Raw genomic sequence first — 17,046 nt, 5'->3', positions numbered from 1 at the left:
TGGGGGAAATCGGGCAGCAGGTCGTCGTGCGGCGGCCCCCCTCCCGAGGTGACCTTTCAGTTGGTCAGGAAGGACATCCGGGCGATGAAGACGTCGTCGGTGAGACCACGCCCGTTGGGATGGACGGCGGGCCTGTCGCGGTCGTAGCGCAGGACGTCCGGGAGGACGGTGGCGGCCGTCGCGCTCGCCTCGGCGGGCGGACAGCCGTTCCCCTCAAGGATTTTCGTCCACGGCACGAGGTACGTCGCCACGTCGTCGGCCGGTTGCCCGGCGTTGTACGCGTCCTTGGCGTAGTCGGGATTGATGAACGGGTTGATCGTCGGATGCCCACCGCGGTCCACCTGCACGAGCGCGCCGTCGCGGCGCACGCTGACGGTCGCCCACAGCTGGATCGCCGAATCCGGTCCGAGCATGTCGTCGGGCACTTCCAGCGCGATGCACTGCACGTCCTTGTCGCCGAAGGCGTCCTCTCCCGTCCACGCGAAGCCGTGCAGGGCGCCTTCGGTGTCGGCGAAGAACGGATCGCTGCGTACGCCGGTGAACAACCGGCAGCGCCCCGCCTCGACGGGCCGTGCCGACGCGTCGAAGCCGACCGGTACGGCACTGGCGAGCACCTCACCGGTCGGCTCGGCCCTGCGGGCGTCGGCGCCGGTGGCGTAGTAGGCCGTGGCTGTCTGCCTGCCGTCGCCCGCATCCGTGAACACGAACGAGAAGGCGGCGTCGGCCTGGTTGTCCCCGTCGTTGTCGATGTTGATGCGGTACACGGCGTCGGGGTGCAGTTCCGCGCTCATCAGGAACGGCGGGGTCGCGCTCAAGATCTCCAGGTCGTCGACCTTCAGCGTGCGGTAGCGCGTCATGCCGGGGCCTCGCCCGCCGCGGCCCCGATCTGCTCGTGCAGGTCCTTGAGCGCGGCGACGTAGATCTCCGAGAACGTGGGGAACGGCTGGATCGTGTCCCGGAGCACGTCCAGCGGGATGCGGGCGCGGACGGCGAGGGTCGCCTGTTGCAGCCACTCCCCCGCTTCCGGGCCGAGGGCGTGGGCACCGGTGACGACCCGGCCGTCGCTGAGCAGGGTGAGGAAACCGTTGGCGTCGGCGTAGGCGCGGGTGTAGGCCGCGGTCTTGGCCACCCCGGAGATCGGCACGGTGGCACTGAACCGTGCCTCGCCTGCGCCCACCGACGCCGCCTGCGGGTCGGTGTAGACCACGCGGGGTACGGCCGTGTAGTCGGCCTCGCGGGGTTCGCCGAGGATGTTGGCGGCGACGACCTCGCCCTGGTACTTGCCGACGTGGGTGAGCATCCAGAGGCCTGTCGCGTCGCCGACCACCCAGAGCCGCTCGGCGGCACGCAGGCGGGAGTCGACGGGAATGCCGTGCTTGTCGGCCTTCACGCCCACCGTGTCGAGGCCGAGGTCGTCGACGCGCGGACGGCGTCCGGTGGCGACGAGGAGGTGGTCGCCGCGCAGTTCCTGGCCGTCGTCGAGCGTCAGGACGTAGTCCTCGCCCGCGCGCTCGGCGGAGACCGTCCGTGGGCCGAGTACGAGCTCGACGCCGTCGCGGCGCAGCACCTCGCCGAGTGCCTCGCCCAGCGGCTGGGGCTCGCGGGGCAGGACGTACCGGCCGTGGGCCGTGAGGACCACCTCGCCTCCGAGGCGGCGGACGGCCTGGGCCATCTCCACGCCGACGGGTCCGGCACCGAGCACGATCAGCCGGCGCGGGATCGTCTTCATGCCCGTCGCCTCGCGGTTGGTCCACACGCCTGTCAGTTCGGACAGGCCCGGGACCGGCGGGATGATCGGTGCCGCGCCCGTGGCCACGACGACGTGCTCGGCGGTGTGGCGGGCTCCGGCCACCTCCACGACGCCCGGTCCCGCCAGGCGGCCGGTGCCGCGCAGCAGGGCGATGCCGGTGTCGGCCAGCCAGCGTTCCTGCCCGGCGTCGGAGTAGTCCGACACCATGAAGTCCCGCCAGGCCAGGGCCTGTTGGACGTCGACCTGGGCGCTCGCCGCGGCCTCGCGTGCGCCGTGCACGGCCTCGCCGGGGCGCAGCAGCGTCTTCGACGGGATGCACGCCCAGTACGAACACTCCCCGCCGACCAGCTCGCGTTCCACCAGGGCGACCCGCAGACCGCCTTCGGCCAGGGCGCCGGCGCAGTGCTCGCCGGGCGAGCCACCGCCGATCACGATGACGTCGTAGTCGTAGTCGTAGTCGTGGTCGTGGTCGTGGTCATGACTCATGCGTCCGTCCTCCTCACCTGCGGCTACCACGTATGGTCACCGGCGCGTACCAGCATCTCGTTGACGGCGACCCGCCGCTCCCTGGTCACGATGTAGCCGATCGCATCCGCGACGTCCTCGGCCCGCAGCGGCTCGATGCCGCTGACCTGTCGGAGGGCCGCCTCCGGGTGGCCTCGCCGAGATGGTCCACCAACTCCGTCCGTACGGTGCCGGGTTCGACCACGGCGACCCGTACCCGTTCCACGAGCAGTTCCTGGCGCAGGGATTCGGTGAAGCCGTTCAGGCCGAATTTCGTCAGGTTGTAGACGCTGCTCCCGGGGCGGGTGACGCGTCCGGCCGTCGAGCCGACGTTGACGATGTCGGCGACCTGTCGCGGGGAGGTGGTGGCCGCGTCGATCAGGTAGGGGACGGCGGCGTGGGTCACGTGGAGCAGCGCGGCCACGTTGAGCGAGACCATCCGGTCCCACTCCTCGATCGCGCTGTGCAGGGCGGTGCCGAGCAGCATGATCCCGGCGTTGTTGACCAGGATGTCGAGCCGCTCCAGCTCCCCGAGCGTGTCCTGGACCGCCTGGTACGCCTGCTCGGGCTCGCTGATGTCGGCCTCGACGACGTGCGCCCGGCCGCCCAGCTGCGTGATGTCCAGGGCGAGCCGGTCCAGCCGGTCGCGACGCCGTGCGACGAGCGCCACCGCCGCACCCTCCTCGGCCGGCCGGCGCGCGGTGGCGGCACCGATGCCGCTGCTGGCACCGGTGACGAGTGCGACGGCTCCGGCCAGCGGTTTCTCGGACATGACGCTCTCACTTCCTCACGCGGGGACTGAGTGTTACCGCGCCGGCGCCGACGAGTCGGACCCGCTCACGACGGCAGCTCGGTACCGGCCTGCTCGCGCACCATGTACTGGGCGTACCAGTCGGGCCAGTCCGGGTCCTCCGCGCCGGTGCGCGCCTCGTGCTCGCCGTGGGCCGCCGCGGCGCGGCGCAGTGCGCTCGCCAGGTCCTCGGCCGAGGCGAACGTCGTGGCCGCGGGATCCAGGCGGCCGGGGAGCCGGGTGGTGATCTCCTGCAGGATCCAGCCGTTGCCGTCCGGGTCGCTGAACGACAGGAACGAGCCGTAGCTGCTGCGTTTCGGGTCCGGGCCGGGCACGCGGGCGTCGGTTCCGGCGTGGTGGAAGACTCCGCCCTCGTCGTGGAACACGTCGCTCGGGTCGGCGCCGAGCCGCTTGAGCTCGTCGTGGGCGGCATCGATGTCGGCCACGATCAGGTGCAGGCCCTGGGCCGAGCCCGGTGTCTGTGCGGTGACCGAGGTGCCGAAGATGACCGATGCCGGGGAGCCCGGCGGGGTCATCTGCACCACCCGGAAGTTCTCGTCGGTGGGGACGTCGGCGTCGAGCCGCCAGCCCAGCGCCGTGTAGAAGTTCTTGGCTCGGTCCACGTCCCCGACCGGCACCACGACGACTTCGAGCTTCATGTCCATGGGGTGCGCCTCCGCTCTCGGACGAACTGCCGACACCACCAGGTTCGCCCCTACGGCTCCGGTTCGCGCCAGGGAGTCCCACTGGTCCACGGGGTCGGGATCAGAGGCGGTCGGCGTCCAGGACGGCCTGCGCGAACGCCTCCGGGGCCTCCTGGGACACGTTGTGCCCGATGCCGTCGAGGGCCCGGTGGTCGTACGGGCCGGTGAACTTGGCGCGGTACGCGCTCCCGTCGCCCGCCGGAGTGAAGGGATCCAGCTCGCCGTCGAGGGTGATCGTGGGCACGGCGATGGCCGGGCCCGCGGCGAGCTTGGTCTCGATGCCGTCGTAGCGGGGGTCGCCCGCCGCGAGGCCCAGTCGCCAGCGGTAGTTGTGGATCACGATGCCGACATAGTCGGGGTTCTCGAAGGCCTTCGCGGTGCGGTCGAAGGTGGCGTCGTCGAACTGCCAGGTCGGGGAGACGTTGTGCCAGATCAGTTTGGCGAAGTCGTGCCCGTACTGGGCCAGGCCCAATTCCCCCCGCTCGGTGGCGAAGTAGTACTGGTACCACCACGCCAACTCGGCGGCCGGAGGCAGTGGTTGCTTGTTCTTCTCCCGGTTGGTGACGAGGTAGCCGGTCACCGAGACCAACGCCTTGCAACGCTGGGGCCACAGCGCCGCGATGATGTCGGCCGTCCGCGCACCCCAGTCGAAGCCGCCGAGCAGTGCCTTCTCGATCCGCAGGGCGTCCAGCAGGGCGATGATGTCCACGGCGACCACGGCCTGCTGGCCGTTGCGGAAGGTCTTCGCCGAACGGAACGTCGTGGTGCCGTAGCCCCGCAGGTAGGGCACGATCACCCGGTACCCCTCGGCGGCCAGAAGTGGCGCGACGTCGACATAGCTGTGGATGTCGTACGGCCATCCGTGCAGCAGGACGACCACCGGGCCCTTCGCCGGACCGACCTCCGCGTAGCCGATGTTCAGCTCACCGGCCCTGACCTGCTTCAGCGATTCGAAGGACGTACGGCCCGTCGTCCGCCCGGCAGTTGACGGCGTGCTCCCGGAAGGAACGGAGGGAGTGGCCGTCGCGGCGGACGCGGGTGACGAGCTGAACCATCCCGCCAGAGAGGCGGCCGCAGTCCCCGCGCCGATGGTCTTCCCGAGAGCTCGCCTGTCGATCATGTGAACCGTCCCGCCTGTGAGGATGCCGGAGTGCCGCCCTCCGGAGGGCGGCCTTGATCAGGTTCCGCTGCCGGTCGGCCCGGGCGCCACGACCGGTTTCCTAACGTGTGGGAGGTACAGCCTCCCGCCCGGGCACCAGTCATACGTGCGGGCGCTACTTCAGCAACTCCAGCAGCCGCTCCCCCAGGACCGCCGCCGAGTCCGGGTTCTGCCCGGTGATGAGGTTACGGTCCTCCCCCATGTACGGCTTCCAGATCTCGCCACGGCTGAACTCGACGCCGATCTTGTCCTTCAGCTCCGTCTCCAGCAGCCACGTGACCCTGGAGGCCAGGCCGACCCCTTCCTCCTCCTCGTTGGTGAAGCACGTCATCCGGTAGCCCTTGAAGGGCGACGCGCCGTGGATCCTGGTGGCCAGGATCGCGGAGGGGCCGTGGCACACGATCGCGAGCGGCTTGCCCGAAGCGAGCTGCGCCGTGAGTATCCGGCCCACGTCGGCGTCCGACGCCAGGTCGGCCATCGGTCCGTGGCCGCCGGGCACGTACACGGCGTCGTAGTCCTCAAGGCGGACGTCCGACAACTGGAGCGGGCGCTGCATCACTTCCGACGACCGGATGATCTCCTCCAGGTCGAGGGCTCCCTGCTCACCGCCCGCCATGGAGGGGCGCAGGCCTTCGGCGACTTCCACCAGTACGACAACAGCTCGACGGGTTGGGCGGACGAGACGTACGTCCACGTGGTCCGCGGCGGGCGGTTCCGGCAACTGGGATCGCTCGGCGATCTGAATCGCGCGGCACAGAGCCAGGGCTGACGAAGGGCCGGGGCCTGCGGGCGGAACGACTGCGGAACGGAGGCGGCTGCCGTGGAACGGCTCCTGCCCGCCGATCCGTCCGCGATCGGCGGGCACCGGCTCGCCGGGCGGCTCGGTGCGGGCGGCATGGGCGTCGTCTACCTGGCGCGCTCGCCGCACGGCGCGTGGTGCGCGCTGAAGGTGATCCGTGCCGAGTACGCGGACGACCCCGGCTTCCGCGCGCGCTTCCGCCGCGAGGCCGAGCTGGCGTCGCGTCTCACCAGCCGGTGGACCGTGCCGGTCGTCGCGGCCGACGCCGACGCCCGCTCCCCATGGCTGGCCACCGCCTATGTGCCCGGCCCGTCCCTCGCCGAGGCTGTCGCGCTGTACGGACCCTGGCCCGAGGGGCAACTGCGCAGCCTCGGTGCCGTACTGGCCGAGGCACTGGGCGGGGTGCACGCGGCCGGGCTGGTCCACCGCGACGTCAAGCCCGCGAACGTGCTGCTGGCCGCGGACGGGCCGCGGCTGATCGACTTCGGGATCGCGCGGGCTGTCGGCGCGACCGCGCTCACCACGGACGGCTCCGTCGTGGGCTCCCCCGGCTACCTCTCCCCCGAACAGGCCCGCGGGCACACCGTGGGTCCGCCGAGCGACGTCTTCTCGCTCGGCTGCGTCCTCGCCCACACGGCCACCGGCCGGCCCCCGTTCGGCACCGGCGGCGCCGCAGCCGTGCTGTACCGGACCGTCGGGGAGGAACCGGACCTGGACGGCATCCCGGAAAGCCTCGGCCGGACCGTACGACGATGTCTGGCGAAGGAACCGGAGCGGCGCCCGAGCGCCCGTGAACTCCTCGGCATCTTCGGCGAGTTCGACGTGGACGAGTGGCTGCCCGAAGGGCTGCCCGCCCTGGTCGCCGCCCGTGCCGCACGCGTCCTCGACCTGCCCGTTCCCGACCCCACCCTGCTCGCCGGGCCCTCCCCCGTGGACGCGCCGCCCTCGCCCACCCGGCGGCGCCTGCTCGTCGCGGGGGCCGCGCTCGGTGTCACCGCCGCGACCGGGGCGGGCGCGTGGTGGGAGTGGGGCCGGTCGGCCGCGTCGGCGAACACCGGCTCGGTACGGCGCGACCGCCACGTGGTCACGCTGCTCGGCAGCCCGAACGATCCCTACTTCACCGACCACAAGCGCGGCGCCGTCCTGGCCGTGGAGCAGCACAACCGGGACGCACGACGCACCATCGACCTCGTACTGCGTACCGCCGACGACGGCGGCACCGCGAAGGGCTCCGCCGCGGCGGCCGCCCGGCTGGCCGCCGACCCGGACGTCTCCGTGGTGATCGCCGCGGGCACGAGCGCGGCCGTGCCCGCTGCCTTCGCCCCGTGCGCGAAGGCCCGGCTGACCGTGCTCGTCACCCGTGCCGACACCGAGGCCATGGACGTCGTCAACACCACCACCGCCCTCGTGCTGCGCACCACCCGGATCGTCGGCCCGCTCGCGGCGGTGATCTATCTGAACCGGGTCGTCGAACCCGCCCGCACGGTGGTCGTGCACGACCTGGCCACCGAGGTGGAGAGTCTGGCCACGGTCCGCATCATCACCGTCAACGGCGTGCTCGACGGCGGGACGACGGTGGAGGAGGTAGCCGCGGACGAGGACTTCACCGGGGCCGCCCGCCGTATCGCCGCCCGCCCCCGCGACGCCGTCTTCTTCGGCGGGGTGAGCCCCGACCGCGCCGCCGCCTGCGCCCGCGCGTTGCGGGACGCGGGCCACCGGGGCGCCCGGGTCGCGGGCGAGCACGTCCTCGGCGCCCCCTTCCTCGCCGTCGGCGAGGACTGGAGGATCGCTACGGGCTACACCGACGCGAGCGCCGACTCCCGTACGAAGACGTTCGCCACCGCGTTCCGTGCCCGCCACGGACGCGCGCCGGGTCCCTGGGCGGCCGAGGCGTACGACGCCGTCCGGTTCGCCGCCCACGGCCTCGCCTCCGTCGGCGACGACGGCCGCGGCGCCCTGCGCTCGGAACTCCTGCGCCGCCCCTGGCAGGGCATCACCCGCCTCATGAGCTTTGATGCCTCCACGCAGTTCTTCCAGCCCGGCGAGGACGGCGGAGAGTTCCTCTTCCGGGTGACCGGCGGAACCGCCCGCTTCGTGGCGCGGTCCGCCGACATCGGCAAGAAGACGTAAGCCGTCGTGCAACTCCCTTTGAGTGCAAGGGAGTTGCACGACTTTCACGCGCCGACGTACGCCGCCAGGTGCTCCCCCGTGAGTGTCGAGCGGGCGTCGACGAGGTCGGCCGGTGTCCCCTCGAAGACGATCTTGCCGCCGTCGTGTCCGGCGCCGGGGCCGAGGTCGATGATCCAGTCGGCGTGGGCCATGACCGCCTGGTGGTGTTCCACGACGATGACCGACTTGCCGGAGTCGACCAACCGGTCGAGCAGGCCGAGGAGTTGCTCCACGTCGGCGAGGTGGAGGCCGGCGGTCGGCTCGTCGAGGACGTAGACGCCGCCCTTCTCCGACATGTGGGTGGCCAGCTTGAGGCGTTGGCGTTCGCCGCCGGAGAGGGTGGTGAGCGGCTGGCCGAGGCTGAGGTAGCCGAGGCCGACGTCGGAGAGGCGGGTCAGGATCCGGTGCGCGGCAGGTGTGGCCGCCTCGCCCGCGCCGAAGAACTCCTCGGCCTCGGTCACCGACATCGCGAGCACCTCGCTGATGTCACGGCCACCGAAGTGGTACTCCAGCACCGACGCGTCGAACCGCTTCCCGTCGCAGTCCTCGCAGGTGGTGGCCACGCCCGCCATCATCGCCAGGTCGGTGTAGATGACGCCGGCGCCGTTGCAGGTGGGGCACGCGCCCTCGGAGTTGGCGCTGAACAGGGCCGGCTTCACGCCGTTGGCCTTGGCGAACGCCTTGCGGATCGGTTCGAGGAGTCCGGTGTACGTCGCCGGGTTGCTCCGGCGTGAGCCGCGGATGGCGCCCTGGTCGACGGAGACCACGTTCTCGCCGGCCGGGATCGACCCGTGCACGAGTGAGCTCTTGCCGGAGCCCGCGACACCGGTGATGACGGCGAGCACCCCGAGCGGGATGTCGACGTCGACGTCCTGGAGGTTGTTCGTCGCGGCGCCGCGGATCTCCAGCGCGCCGGTGGGCTTCCGTGTCGACTCCTTGAGGGATGCCCGGTCGTCGAAGTGCCGGCCGGTGATGGTGCCGCCGGTGCGCAGTCCCTCGACGGTGCCCTCGAAGCAGACGGTGCCGCCCGCCGTACCGGCGCCGGGGCCGAGGTCGACGATGTGGTCGGCGATGGCGATGGTCTCCGGCTTGTGCTCCACGACGAGCACCGTGTTGCCCTTGTCGCGCAGGCGCAGCAGCAGGTCGTTCATGCGCTGGATGTCGTGCGGGTGCAGGCCGATCGTCGGCTCGTCGAAGACGTACGTGACGTCGGTGAGGGAGGAACCGAGGTGCCGGATCATCTTGACGCGCTGCGCCTCACCGCCCGACAGCGTGCCGGCCGGCCGGTTCAGCGAGAGATAGCCGAGGCCGATCTCGACGAACGAGTCGAGGGCCTGCCGCAACGCCGTCAGCAGCGGCGCGACCGACGGCTCGGCGAGGCCTCGGACCCACTCGGCCAGGTCGCTGATCTGCATCGCGCAGGCGTCCGCGATGCTGAGGCCCTTGATCTTCGAGGAGCGGGCGCCCTCGTTGAGGCGGGTGCCGTCGCAGTCGGGGCAGGTGGTGAAGGTGACGGCCCGGTCCACGAACTCGCGGATGTGCGGCTGCATGCCCTCCCGGTCCTTGGCGAGCATCGACTTCTGGATCCGCGGGATCAGGCCTTCGTAGGTCATGTTGATGCCCGCGATCTTCATCCTGGTCGGCTCGCGGTGGAGGAAGTCCTGCAGTTCCTTCTTCGTGAACTTGCTGATCGGCTTGTCCGGGTCGAAGAAGCCCGACTCGATGTAGAGCCGGGAGTTCCAGCCACCGCCCGTGTAGCCGGGCACGGTGATCGCGCCCTCGGCAAGGGACTTGGAGTCGTCGTAGAGCTGGGTGAGGTCGAGGTCGGTGACCGAACCGCGGCCCTCGCAGCGCGCACACATACCGCCGGTGATGCTGAAGCTGCGGCGTTCCTTGACCTTCTGGCCGCCGCGTTCCATGGTGACCGCGCCCGCGCCGCTCATCGAGGCGACGTTGAAGGAGAACGCCTTGGGCGAGCCGATGTGCGGTGTGCCGAGTCGGCTGAAGAGGATGCGCAGCATGGCGTTGGCGTCGGTGGCGGTGCCGACCGTGGAGCGGGGGTCGGCGCCCAGCCGCTGCTGGTCGACGATGATCGCGGTGGTCAGCCCGTCGAGGACGTCGACCTCGGGCCGTGCCAGCGTCGGCATGAAGCCCTGCACGAAGGCGCTGTACGTCTCGTTGATCAGCCGCTGCGACTCGGCCGCGATCGTGTCGAACACGAGCGAGCTCTTGCCCGAGCCGGAGACACCGGTGAACACCGTGAGCCGACGCTTCGGGATCTCGATGCTGACGTCCTTGAGGTTGTTCTCGCGCGCACCGTGCACGCGGATCAGGTCGTGGCTGTCGGCAGCGTGCAGCTCGGATGGCTGCGTGTCCGTCCTCGTGGCCTTGCTCATCGTGCGTTCCCTCCGTCTGTGCCGGGCCGCCGACAGTCGTCCGGCGGACATCGCCCGGCTCGATCTAACCAAGCTTCGAGCGGTACGTCCGCTTCCGGCGTCGATACGCGGTGACGTCCACGGCAGTCACGCTAGGGGAGGCGCGTGGACTCGCGCTTCTCGAATCCTGACCGGTCCGCTCGCCTACTTCCGTGCTGCGCGTGGCGCAGGTGACGGCCCAGTGCCACCACGGCCAGCGCGGCGACCAGGCCTGTCACACCTCTCCAGCCGAACCGGTCGTAGGTGCGCACGCCGAGCCAGGAACCCGCGCTGCCGCCGAGGAACGCGCAGGTCATGTACGCGGTGTTGATACGGGCGCGGGCCTCGGGCCGTAGCGCGAAGATGCGGGCCTGGTTGGCGACCTGGCCGGACTGGACGGCCATGTCGAGCAGCAGCATGCCCGCGGCCAGTGCCAGCAGGCCGGTGGTGCCGCCCCTGTAGGCAGGTACGAGCACGGCCGCCGAGGCGATCGTGCCGAGCATGGCGAGGAGGCTGACCGTGTCGGGGCCCCTGCGGTCGGCCAGGCGGCCGGCGAGCGGGGTGCTGAACATGCTGGCCGCGCCGACCAGCCCGAGGACTCCCACCGCCTGGGCGCCCATGCCGTACGTCGGTCCGGTGACGAGCAGGGTGAGCGTGGTCCAGGCGGCGCTGAAGCCGGCGAAGACGGTGGCCTGGTAGAGGCAGGAGCGGCGCAGGTCGGGTTCGGTGCGCAGGAGCCGTAGCGGCGCGGCTATCAGGGACGGGTAGCCGTGTTGCGTGGTCGGGGTGGTGTCCGGGGTGACCCGGGAGAGGATCGCGGCCAGGGCCAGGACGACCACCGCGGCCACGAGGTACGGCGCCCGCCAGCCGAGCCGTTCGCCGAGGGTGCCGCTGAAGGTGCGGGCCAGGAGGATGCCGCCGATCAGGCCGCTGAGCAGGGTGCCGGTGACGGCTCCGCGGCGTTCGGCGGGTACGAGTCCGGCGGTCATCGGGATGATGATCTGGGGCACGACGGTCGTCACGCCGGTGACCGCGCTGGCGGCGACGAGCAGCGGGAGCGAGGGCGCGGCACTCGCGGCGAGCAGTCCGGCGGCGGTGAGCGTGAGCAGGGTGACGATCAGGGGGCGGTGCGGGAGCCGGTCGCCGAGGGGGACGAGGAGGAAGATCCCGGTCGCGTACCCGAACTGGGCCGCCGTGACGACGAGGGCGGCCGAGCCGGTGGAGACGCCCAGGTCGGCGGCGACGAGCGAGCTGATCGCCTGTGGGAAGTAGATGGTCGACACGCCCACACCGCAGGCGAGGGACAGGACGAGGATCACCCAGCGGGGCACGGACACACCTCACGCGAGAACCGGTTTGACTGGTTCTGGTGAAGGTAGCAGGAGAGTCGGCCCCGTGGCACCACTTAAACTGGTTCCCGGCAGTTCCACGGAGCTAAGGTGAAGCCGTGTCAGCAACTCCCCGTTTCCGCCAGGGCGCCGGCCGCCCCTGCCTGGACTTCATCCGCACCCTGCGCCACCGCGGTTCGCCCGACGCGGTGGAGGAACTCCCGGACGCCGAGGCGTTGTTGGCGTGGGTACGGCAGTGCGGCCCTTGCACCACCGTGACAGGACATCCACATCCCGATGCCGCGAACGCGCGCGCTCTACGGGAGGCCGTCCATGCCCTGATCACCGCCGCCCGGGCCGGCCGTGCGCCCGACGCCCGCTGCCGCGAACAGGTCAACTCGGCCGCGGCACACGCCGTTCCCGTACCGCGCCTCGACCCGGCAGGGCACCTCGCCTGGCAGGCCGACGATCCCGTCCGGGCCGCCCTCGCCCTCGTCGCCCGCGACGCCCTGGACCTCGTGACCTCCCCGTCGCTCGCCCGTCTCCGCAACTGCGCGGGCCCGACCTGCGGAGCCGTGTTCCTGGACACCTCCCGCCCCGGAAACCGCCGTTGGTGCTCCATGGGCACCTGCGGAAACCGGGCCAAGAAGGAGACGCTGCGCAGCAGGACGGCCTGAGCGGGCGTCAAGGGAGAGAACTTGTTCACGTCCCCGCAACCGCCCTTTGTATCCAGATACTTAAAGTGTGGATCCCCGTAGCTGACCTCCAGAACCCGCACCCCCGTCCCCCCTGCACCCCGGAACGGATCACGCCGATGCACACCCCGCCCCACCCGTACCCCTCATGACACGCCACGGCGTACGAAGGATCGTGCCGCTGCTGCTGGGCTGGGAGGAACTCCCCAAGTCCGTTTCCGTGCACGGCGCCCCGTACGAGGAACGGCTGCGTGAACCCGTGCCCGCCGTCCTCCTGGAGTGCGACGGCGGCTGGCTGCTGCTGGACACCGGCTTCAACACGGCACTGATCCGGGACCCGGCCCTGCGCCGCCGTTTCTACGGCTCCCCCAACTACCGGCCGATCCTGCCGGGCCCCGGCGAGCCCCTGGAGGAGGCCCTCGACGCGGCCGGCATCGCGATGGACGCGATCCACGCGGTGGCCGTCAGTCATCTGCACGCCGATCACGCGGGCGGTCTCAAGCACTTCGCGGGGCGGGTCCCGGTGCACGTACAACGCGAGGAACTCGCCTACGGCCTGTCCGGGCAGCCCGCGGTCGAGCGCCACTCGATCTTCCGCGTCGACTTCGACGACCCGCGTATCGACTGGCAACAGGCCGACGGCGACACGGAGATCGCGCCCGGCGTGACCGCCGTACTGACCGCCGGGCACACTCCCGGACACCAGAGTTTCGTCGTCGACCTCGCGGACGGCGGCGGCTTCGTGTTCGCCTTCGACGCCGCCGACCTCACCGAGAACATCGAGCACGAGCGCCCGATCGGCGCCTCGATCGGTGTCGCCCCGGAGAGCACCGTCGAGCCCATCCGCCGCCTCAAGAGCATCGCCGCCGAACGCGGCTACGAGCTCATCCCCGGCCATGACCCCGTGGTCTGGCCGGAGTTGATGAACCGTCGAGGACTGTCCGGCACATAGCCGGCAGTGGCCGGATCTCACCCACAGCCCGGTTCACACGCCTTTAACACCCGGGACACGAGAGAGACCCTGTGGCCCGTGAACATGTTTTTGGATCCAATCTCGACACTTTGAGATCCATTATTCGAGGATCGGTGCCCAAGGAGGCCCACATGCCGGACCAGTCAGCTGGATCGTCCTCACCCGGCTCCGCCCCGTCGACGGCGTCGCGCCGCACCATGCTCCGGGGCGCGGGGCTTCTCGGAGTGGGAGTCGGCTTCGGGCTCCCCGCCCTGCTCAGTGCCTGTGGTGCCGCGGCCGACGACGCCAAGGGAAGCAGCAAGGGCGGCACGCTGACCCTGGCCATCGACGCGACCAGCTCGGTCAACGACCCGTCGTTCTACACCTCGTTGGGCGACTGGATGGCCGTCGACTGCATCTGTCGGGGCCTGACCTTCATCTCCTTCGAGACCAACGAGCCCACCCCCGACCTGGCGAAGAGCTGGACGATCTCCGACGACCAGCTCACCTACACCTTCGCCCTGCGCGAGGGCGTCAAGTTCCACGACGGCACCACGCTCACCTCGGCGGACGTCCTGGCCAGCCTGGGGCGGCAGTTCGACGAGAAGGACAAGACGCTGCCCAAGGGCGCCACCCGCCCGCTGTCGGACCTCGGCGCGAACGTCGCCTCGCTGACCGCCCCCGACGACCTCACCGTCAAGATGGTCCTCAAGAAGCCGGACCGCACCGCCCTCGGCCAACTGTCCGACATCGGTGGCCGCATCATCTCCAAGGCCGCGCTGAAGAAGTACGGCGCCGACATCGGCAAGCACCTCGTCGGCACCGGCCCCTTCGCCTTCTCGGCCGCCACCTCCGGCCAGTCGATCACCCTCACGGCCTTCGACGACTTCCGCCTCGGCAGACCGCCCGTCGACCGGCTGGTGCTGCGCCAGGTCCAGGACCCGTCGACGATCGTCAGTTCGCTGCTCAGCGGCGACATCTCGGCCACCCAGTTCACCCCGTACTCCGCCGCCGCACAGCTCCGCAAGGACGACTCGGTGACGGTCTACAAGACGCCGTACAACGCCAACGCGATCCTGATGATCGACGCCCGCCGCGTCCCCGAGCTCAAGGTCCGCCAGGCCATCAACCTCGCGATCGACCGCAAGGCCATCCTCGACCAGGCCTTCTACGGCGTGGGCGCGCTGCCCGGGGGCTACGCCATCCCGCCCGCCCAGAGCGGCTACGACACCAGCCTCGCCGACCTCAGCACGCAGGACACCGCCACGGCGAAGAAGCTCGTCGCCGAGGCGGGCGCGGGCGGCCGGCGTATCCGGCTGATGGCGGCGAGCGACTCCTGGCACCCGAAGGCCGCGCAGATCGTCGCCCAGAACCTGACCGACGTCGGCTTCAAGGTGGTCACCACGTCCGTCGACCCGGCCACCTACTTCACCCGGCTCCTCGACGGCAAGGACGACTACCACGACCTGATGATCTGGGAGCGCAACACCTACGTCCCGGACGCCAACGACATGGTCGGCGCCATGGCCAGCCCCACCGGCCTCTACGGCGCGACCATCACCGGCATGGACACGCTCAAGGACGCCGCCTCGCTCCAGGCGGAGCTGGACACGGCCAAGAACCTGCCCCTCGGCGCGCAGCGCACGGCTGCCTACACGAAGATCCAACGCCGGTGGGCCGAGGACTACATGGTCCTGTCGATGCTGGCCTGCTTCGCCAACCTGGTGGTCAGCGGCTCGCACGTGAAGCACATGAACACGGCGGCGCTGGCCAACCACCGCTGTTACATGGAGAAGGCCAGTGTCTGACACCACGACCGCTCCACCACCCGTGGCGACCGTGCGGCCTTCTTCGTCCGCCCTCGCCGGGCGGACGGTCCTCGCCGCATGGCGTCGGCGCCGGTTGGCGCGGTCGTGGCCGGCCGTGCTGTCCTGGCTCGTCCTGATCGTGCTGGTCCTGGTGGCCGCCGTAGGGCCGCTGTTCGTCCAGGCGGACCCGCTGCGTCAGACGTCGTCGGCGCTGTTGCCGATGGGCTCCGCGGGCCATCTGTTCGGCACGGACGACCTGGGCCGTGACGAACTGGCCCGACTGGTGCACGGCGCCCGCCCGTTGCTGCTCGTGGCGTTCGCGGCTACCGCGCTGGCGGCCGTCGTGGGCACGGGGATCGGGCTCGTTGCCGGGTATGCGGGCGGTGTCGTCGAACAGGTCCTGATGCGGATCGTGGACCTCGCGCTCGCGTTCCCGTCCATCCTGCTGGTGATCCTGCTCGTGGCGGCAGCGGGGCCGGGCACGGTGAGTCTGGTCTTCGGCATCGGGGTGTCCCTCGCGCCGGGGCTGGCCCGGCTGGCCCGCGCCCTGACCGCCCGCGAGGCCGCCCGGGACTACGTCGTCGCCTCCAAACTGGGCGGCACCCGCACCCCGCGCATCCTCGCCCGCGAACTCCTCCCGAACATCGCAGGACCGATGCTCGCCCAGGTCGTCATGACGCTCTCGATCGCGGCCGGTTTCGCCGCCGGTCTGTCCTACCTCGGCCTCGGCATCCAACCCCCGCAGCCGGACTGGGGCTACATGGTCCAGGCGGGACAGGAGTTCCTCTACACGGCACCCCGACTGGTCGTCCTCCCCGCGACCTTCACGCTCCTCTTCGTCGTCGCCTGCAACTTCGTCGGCGACGACCTGCGCGACGCGCTCGACGTACGGGGGCCGGCATGACCACCGCGCTACTCCCCCTCCCCCGCCCCAAATGGGCTTCGAGAACAGCCCTGTTGGTCCTACGACGGCTCGCGGTCATCCCCGTCGTGCTGTTCGCGCTGGCCAGCCTGGTGTTCCTCGCGATGCGCCTGCTGCCCGGCTCACCGGCGACCTCGCTCGCGGCCGGCGGCAACAACCTCTCCGCGTCCCAACTGGCGGTGAACGAGGCACGCGTCAACAAGGCACTCGGCCTCGACCGACCACTGCTCGTCCAGTACGGCAGCTTCCTCAACGACCTCGTGCATCTCCGGCTCGGCACCTCGTTCTACGGCTCCAACAGCGTCCTGGGTCTGCTCGGCGACGCCCTCCCTGCCACCATCGAGTTGACGCTCGCGGCGATGACGATCGCGGTCCTGCTAGGTGTCGTCACGGGTGTCATCGCCGCGCTGCGCAAGGGCAGTTGGATCGACCAGTCGACGCGGGCCGTGGCCACGGTGAGCTTCTCGCTGCCCTGGTTCGCGCTCGGGGTGCTCGGCATCGTCGTGTTCGGCGTGTGGCTGCGCTGGCTCCCGGTCCTCGGCCGGTTGCCCAGCTCGCTCGACTACAACCCGACGACCAACTTCGTTCTCCTGGACGCGATTCTGCAGAACCGCCCCGAGCTGGTCTGGCCCTGGATCCAGCATCTGATCCTGCCCGCCGTCACGTTGGCGCTGTCGATGGCCGGGTTCATCACCCGCATCGTGCGCGCCTCGGTGCTGGAGGTCCTCGACGACGACTTCGTGCGGACCGCCCGGATGAAGGGCCTGAGCGAGAGCGTGGTGATCCGCCACCACGTGCTGCGCAACTCATGGCTCCCCATCGTGACCGTCCTCGGGCTCCAGTTCGGCTCCCTGCTGGGCGGTTCGGTGATCACCGAGACGGTCTTCTCGTACGCCGGTGTCGGCCGCCTGCTCGTGCAGGGCGTCCTGCAACGCGACTACCCCGTCGTGCAGGGCGCCGCCCTCGCCATCGCTCTCCTCTTCACCCTGGTCAACCACGCGGTGGACCTGCTGTACACGGTCCTCGATCCGCGGCTACGGAAAGGATGACCC

At 70.8% G+C, this 17,046-nt stretch carries 14 protein-coding genes; 6 read left to right on the top strand and 8 right to left on the bottom strand.

Features of this window, described 5'->3' with window-relative positions; translation table 11 throughout:
• Window positions 1-56 precede the first annotated feature (56 nt).
• From AB0I69_RS39685 to AB0I69_RS39660, 6 genes are all read right to left on the bottom strand, one after another.
• Entirely contained in the window at window positions 57-857 is an 801-nt protein-coding gene (locus tag AB0I69_RS39685) for a DUF4331 family protein (protein ID WP_363100628.1), read from the bottom strand.
• On the bottom strand, window positions 854-2,236 hold the full coding sequence (locus AB0I69_RS39680) for an NAD(P)/FAD-dependent oxidoreductase (RefSeq protein WP_363100627.1): 1,383 nt from the start codon (window positions 2,234-2,236) through the stop codon (window positions 854-856). Before AB0I69_RS39680 ends, AB0I69_RS39685 begins: the two co-directional genes overlap by 4 nt.
• An 85-nt stretch (window positions 2,237-2,321) precedes the next feature.
• Complete coding sequence (locus AB0I69_RS39675) at window positions 2,322-3,026, bottom strand: SDR family NAD(P)-dependent oxidoreductase (protein WP_363100626.1); 705 nt, start codon at window positions 3,024-3,026, stop codon at window positions 2,322-2,324.
• Between the two features lie 65 nt (window positions 3,027-3,091).
• Window positions 3,092-3,709, bottom strand: coding sequence for a VOC family protein (locus tag AB0I69_RS39670; protein ID WP_363100625.1), 618 nt, complete (start codon window positions 3,707-3,709; stop codon window positions 3,092-3,094).
• A 100-nt stretch (window positions 3,710-3,809) separates the two neighbouring features.
• A complete protein-coding gene (locus AB0I69_RS39665) occupies window positions 3,810-4,868 on the bottom strand; it encodes an alpha/beta hydrolase (protein WP_363100624.1) in 1,059 nt (352 codons plus the stop codon).
• Between the two features lie 154 nt (window positions 4,869-5,022).
• Complete coding sequence (locus AB0I69_RS39660) at window positions 5,023-5,553, bottom strand: type 1 glutamine amidotransferase domain-containing protein (RefSeq protein ID WP_363100623.1); 531 nt, start codon at window positions 5,551-5,553, stop codon at window positions 5,023-5,025.
• Between the two features lie 174 nt (window positions 5,554-5,727).
• Between AB0I69_RS39660 and AB0I69_RS39655 the strand changes: the two genes are divergently transcribed.
• Window positions 5,728-7,836, top strand: a complete 2,109-nt coding sequence (locus AB0I69_RS39655) for a bifunctional serine/threonine-protein kinase/ABC transporter substrate-binding protein (RefSeq protein WP_363100622.1) — start codon at window positions 5,728-5,730, stop codon at window positions 7,834-7,836.
• 44 nt (window positions 7,837-7,880) lie between these two features.
• Here AB0I69_RS39655 and AB0I69_RS39650 read toward each other — a convergent pair whose 3' ends face one another.
• Window positions 7,881-10,271, bottom strand: a complete 2,391-nt coding sequence (locus tag AB0I69_RS39650; protein WP_363100621.1) for an excinuclease ABC subunit UvrA — start codon at window positions 10,269-10,271, stop codon at window positions 7,881-7,883.
• 131 nt (window positions 10,272-10,402) lie between these two features.
• Window positions 10,403-11,626 carry an MFS transporter gene (locus AB0I69_RS39645; protein ID WP_363100620.1) on the bottom strand — a complete coding sequence of 408 codons (1,224 nt, stop codon included), beginning with the start codon at window positions 11,624-11,626 and terminating at the stop codon, window positions 10,403-10,405.
• 110 nt (window positions 11,627-11,736) lie between these two features.
• Here AB0I69_RS39645 and AB0I69_RS39640 point away from each other — a divergent pair, with 110 nt between their 5' ends.
• The 5 genes from AB0I69_RS39640 (at window position 11,737) to AB0I69_RS39620 (ending at window position 17,043) form a co-directional block, all read left to right on the top strand.
• A complete protein-coding gene (locus AB0I69_RS39640) occupies window positions 11,737-12,294 on the top strand; it encodes a CGNR zinc finger domain-containing protein (protein WP_363100619.1) in 558 nt (185 codons plus the stop codon).
• Between the two features lie 166 nt (window positions 12,295-12,460).
• The gene (locus AB0I69_RS39635) at window positions 12,461-13,264 is read left to right on the top strand and encodes an N-acyl homoserine lactonase family protein (protein ID WP_363100618.1); all 804 of its coding nucleotides are present in this window, start codon (window positions 12,461-12,463) and stop codon (window positions 13,262-13,264) included.
• 152 nt (window positions 13,265-13,416) lie between these two features.
• The gene (locus AB0I69_RS39630; RefSeq protein WP_363100617.1) at window positions 13,417-15,072 is read left to right on the top strand and encodes an ABC transporter substrate-binding protein; all 1,656 of its coding nucleotides are present in this window, start codon (window positions 13,417-13,419) and stop codon (window positions 15,070-15,072) included.
• Window positions 15,065-15,976 (top strand): ABC transporter permease, encoded by a 912-nt coding sequence (locus AB0I69_RS39625; protein WP_363100616.1) that lies wholly within the window; start codon window positions 15,065-15,067, stop codon window positions 15,974-15,976. Before AB0I69_RS39630 ends, AB0I69_RS39625 begins: the two co-directional genes overlap by 8 nt.
• Window positions 15,973-17,043 carry an ABC transporter permease gene (locus AB0I69_RS39620; protein ID WP_363100615.1) on the top strand — a complete coding sequence of 357 codons (1,071 nt, stop codon included), beginning with the start codon at window positions 15,973-15,975 and terminating at the stop codon, window positions 17,041-17,043. Before AB0I69_RS39625 ends, AB0I69_RS39620 begins: the two co-directional genes overlap by 4 nt.
• Window positions 17,044-17,046 lie beyond the last annotated feature (3 nt).

The organism is Streptomyces sp. NPDC050508, assembly GCF_040655155.1.
In the GTDB taxonomy this organism is placed as follows: Bacteria; Actinomycetota; Actinomycetes; order Streptomycetales; family Streptomycetaceae; genus Streptomyces.
The sequence above is the reverse complement of the archived record's forward strand: the minus strand, read 5'-3'. Positions and strand labels throughout refer to the sequence as shown.

Coding starts and splice junctions, on each gene's coding strand:
- AB0I69_RS39665 (WP_363100624.1), bottom strand. CDS start 4,868: ATGATCGACAGGCGAGCTCTCGGGAAGACCATCGGCGCGGGGACTGCG.
- AB0I69_RS39670 (WP_363100625.1), bottom strand. CDS start 3,709: ATGGACATGAAGCTCGAAGTCGTCGTGGTGCCGGTCGGGGACGTGGAC.
- AB0I69_RS39620 (WP_363100615.1), top strand. CDS start 15,973: ATGACCACCGCGCTACTCCCCCTCCCCCGCCCCAAATGGGCTTCGAGA.
- AB0I69_RS39685 (WP_363100628.1), bottom strand. CDS start 857: ATGACGCGCTACCGCACGCTGAAGGTCGACGACCTGGAGATCTTGAGC.
- AB0I69_RS39650 (WP_363100621.1), bottom strand. CDS start 10,271: ATGAGCAAGGCCACGAGGACGGACACGCAGCCATCCGAGCTGCACGCT.
- AB0I69_RS39635 (WP_363100618.1), top strand. CDS start 12,461: ATGACACGCCACGGCGTACGAAGGATCGTGCCGCTGCTGCTGGGCTGG.
- AB0I69_RS39680 (WP_363100627.1), bottom strand. CDS start 2,236: ATGAGTCATGACCACGACCACGACCACGACTACGACTACGACTACGAC.
- AB0I69_RS39675 (WP_363100626.1), bottom strand. CDS start 3,026: ATGTCCGAGAAACCGCTGGCCGGAGCCGTCGCACTCGTCACCGGTGCC.
- AB0I69_RS39630 (WP_363100617.1), top strand. CDS start 13,417: ATGCCGGACCAGTCAGCTGGATCGTCCTCACCCGGCTCCGCCCCGTCG.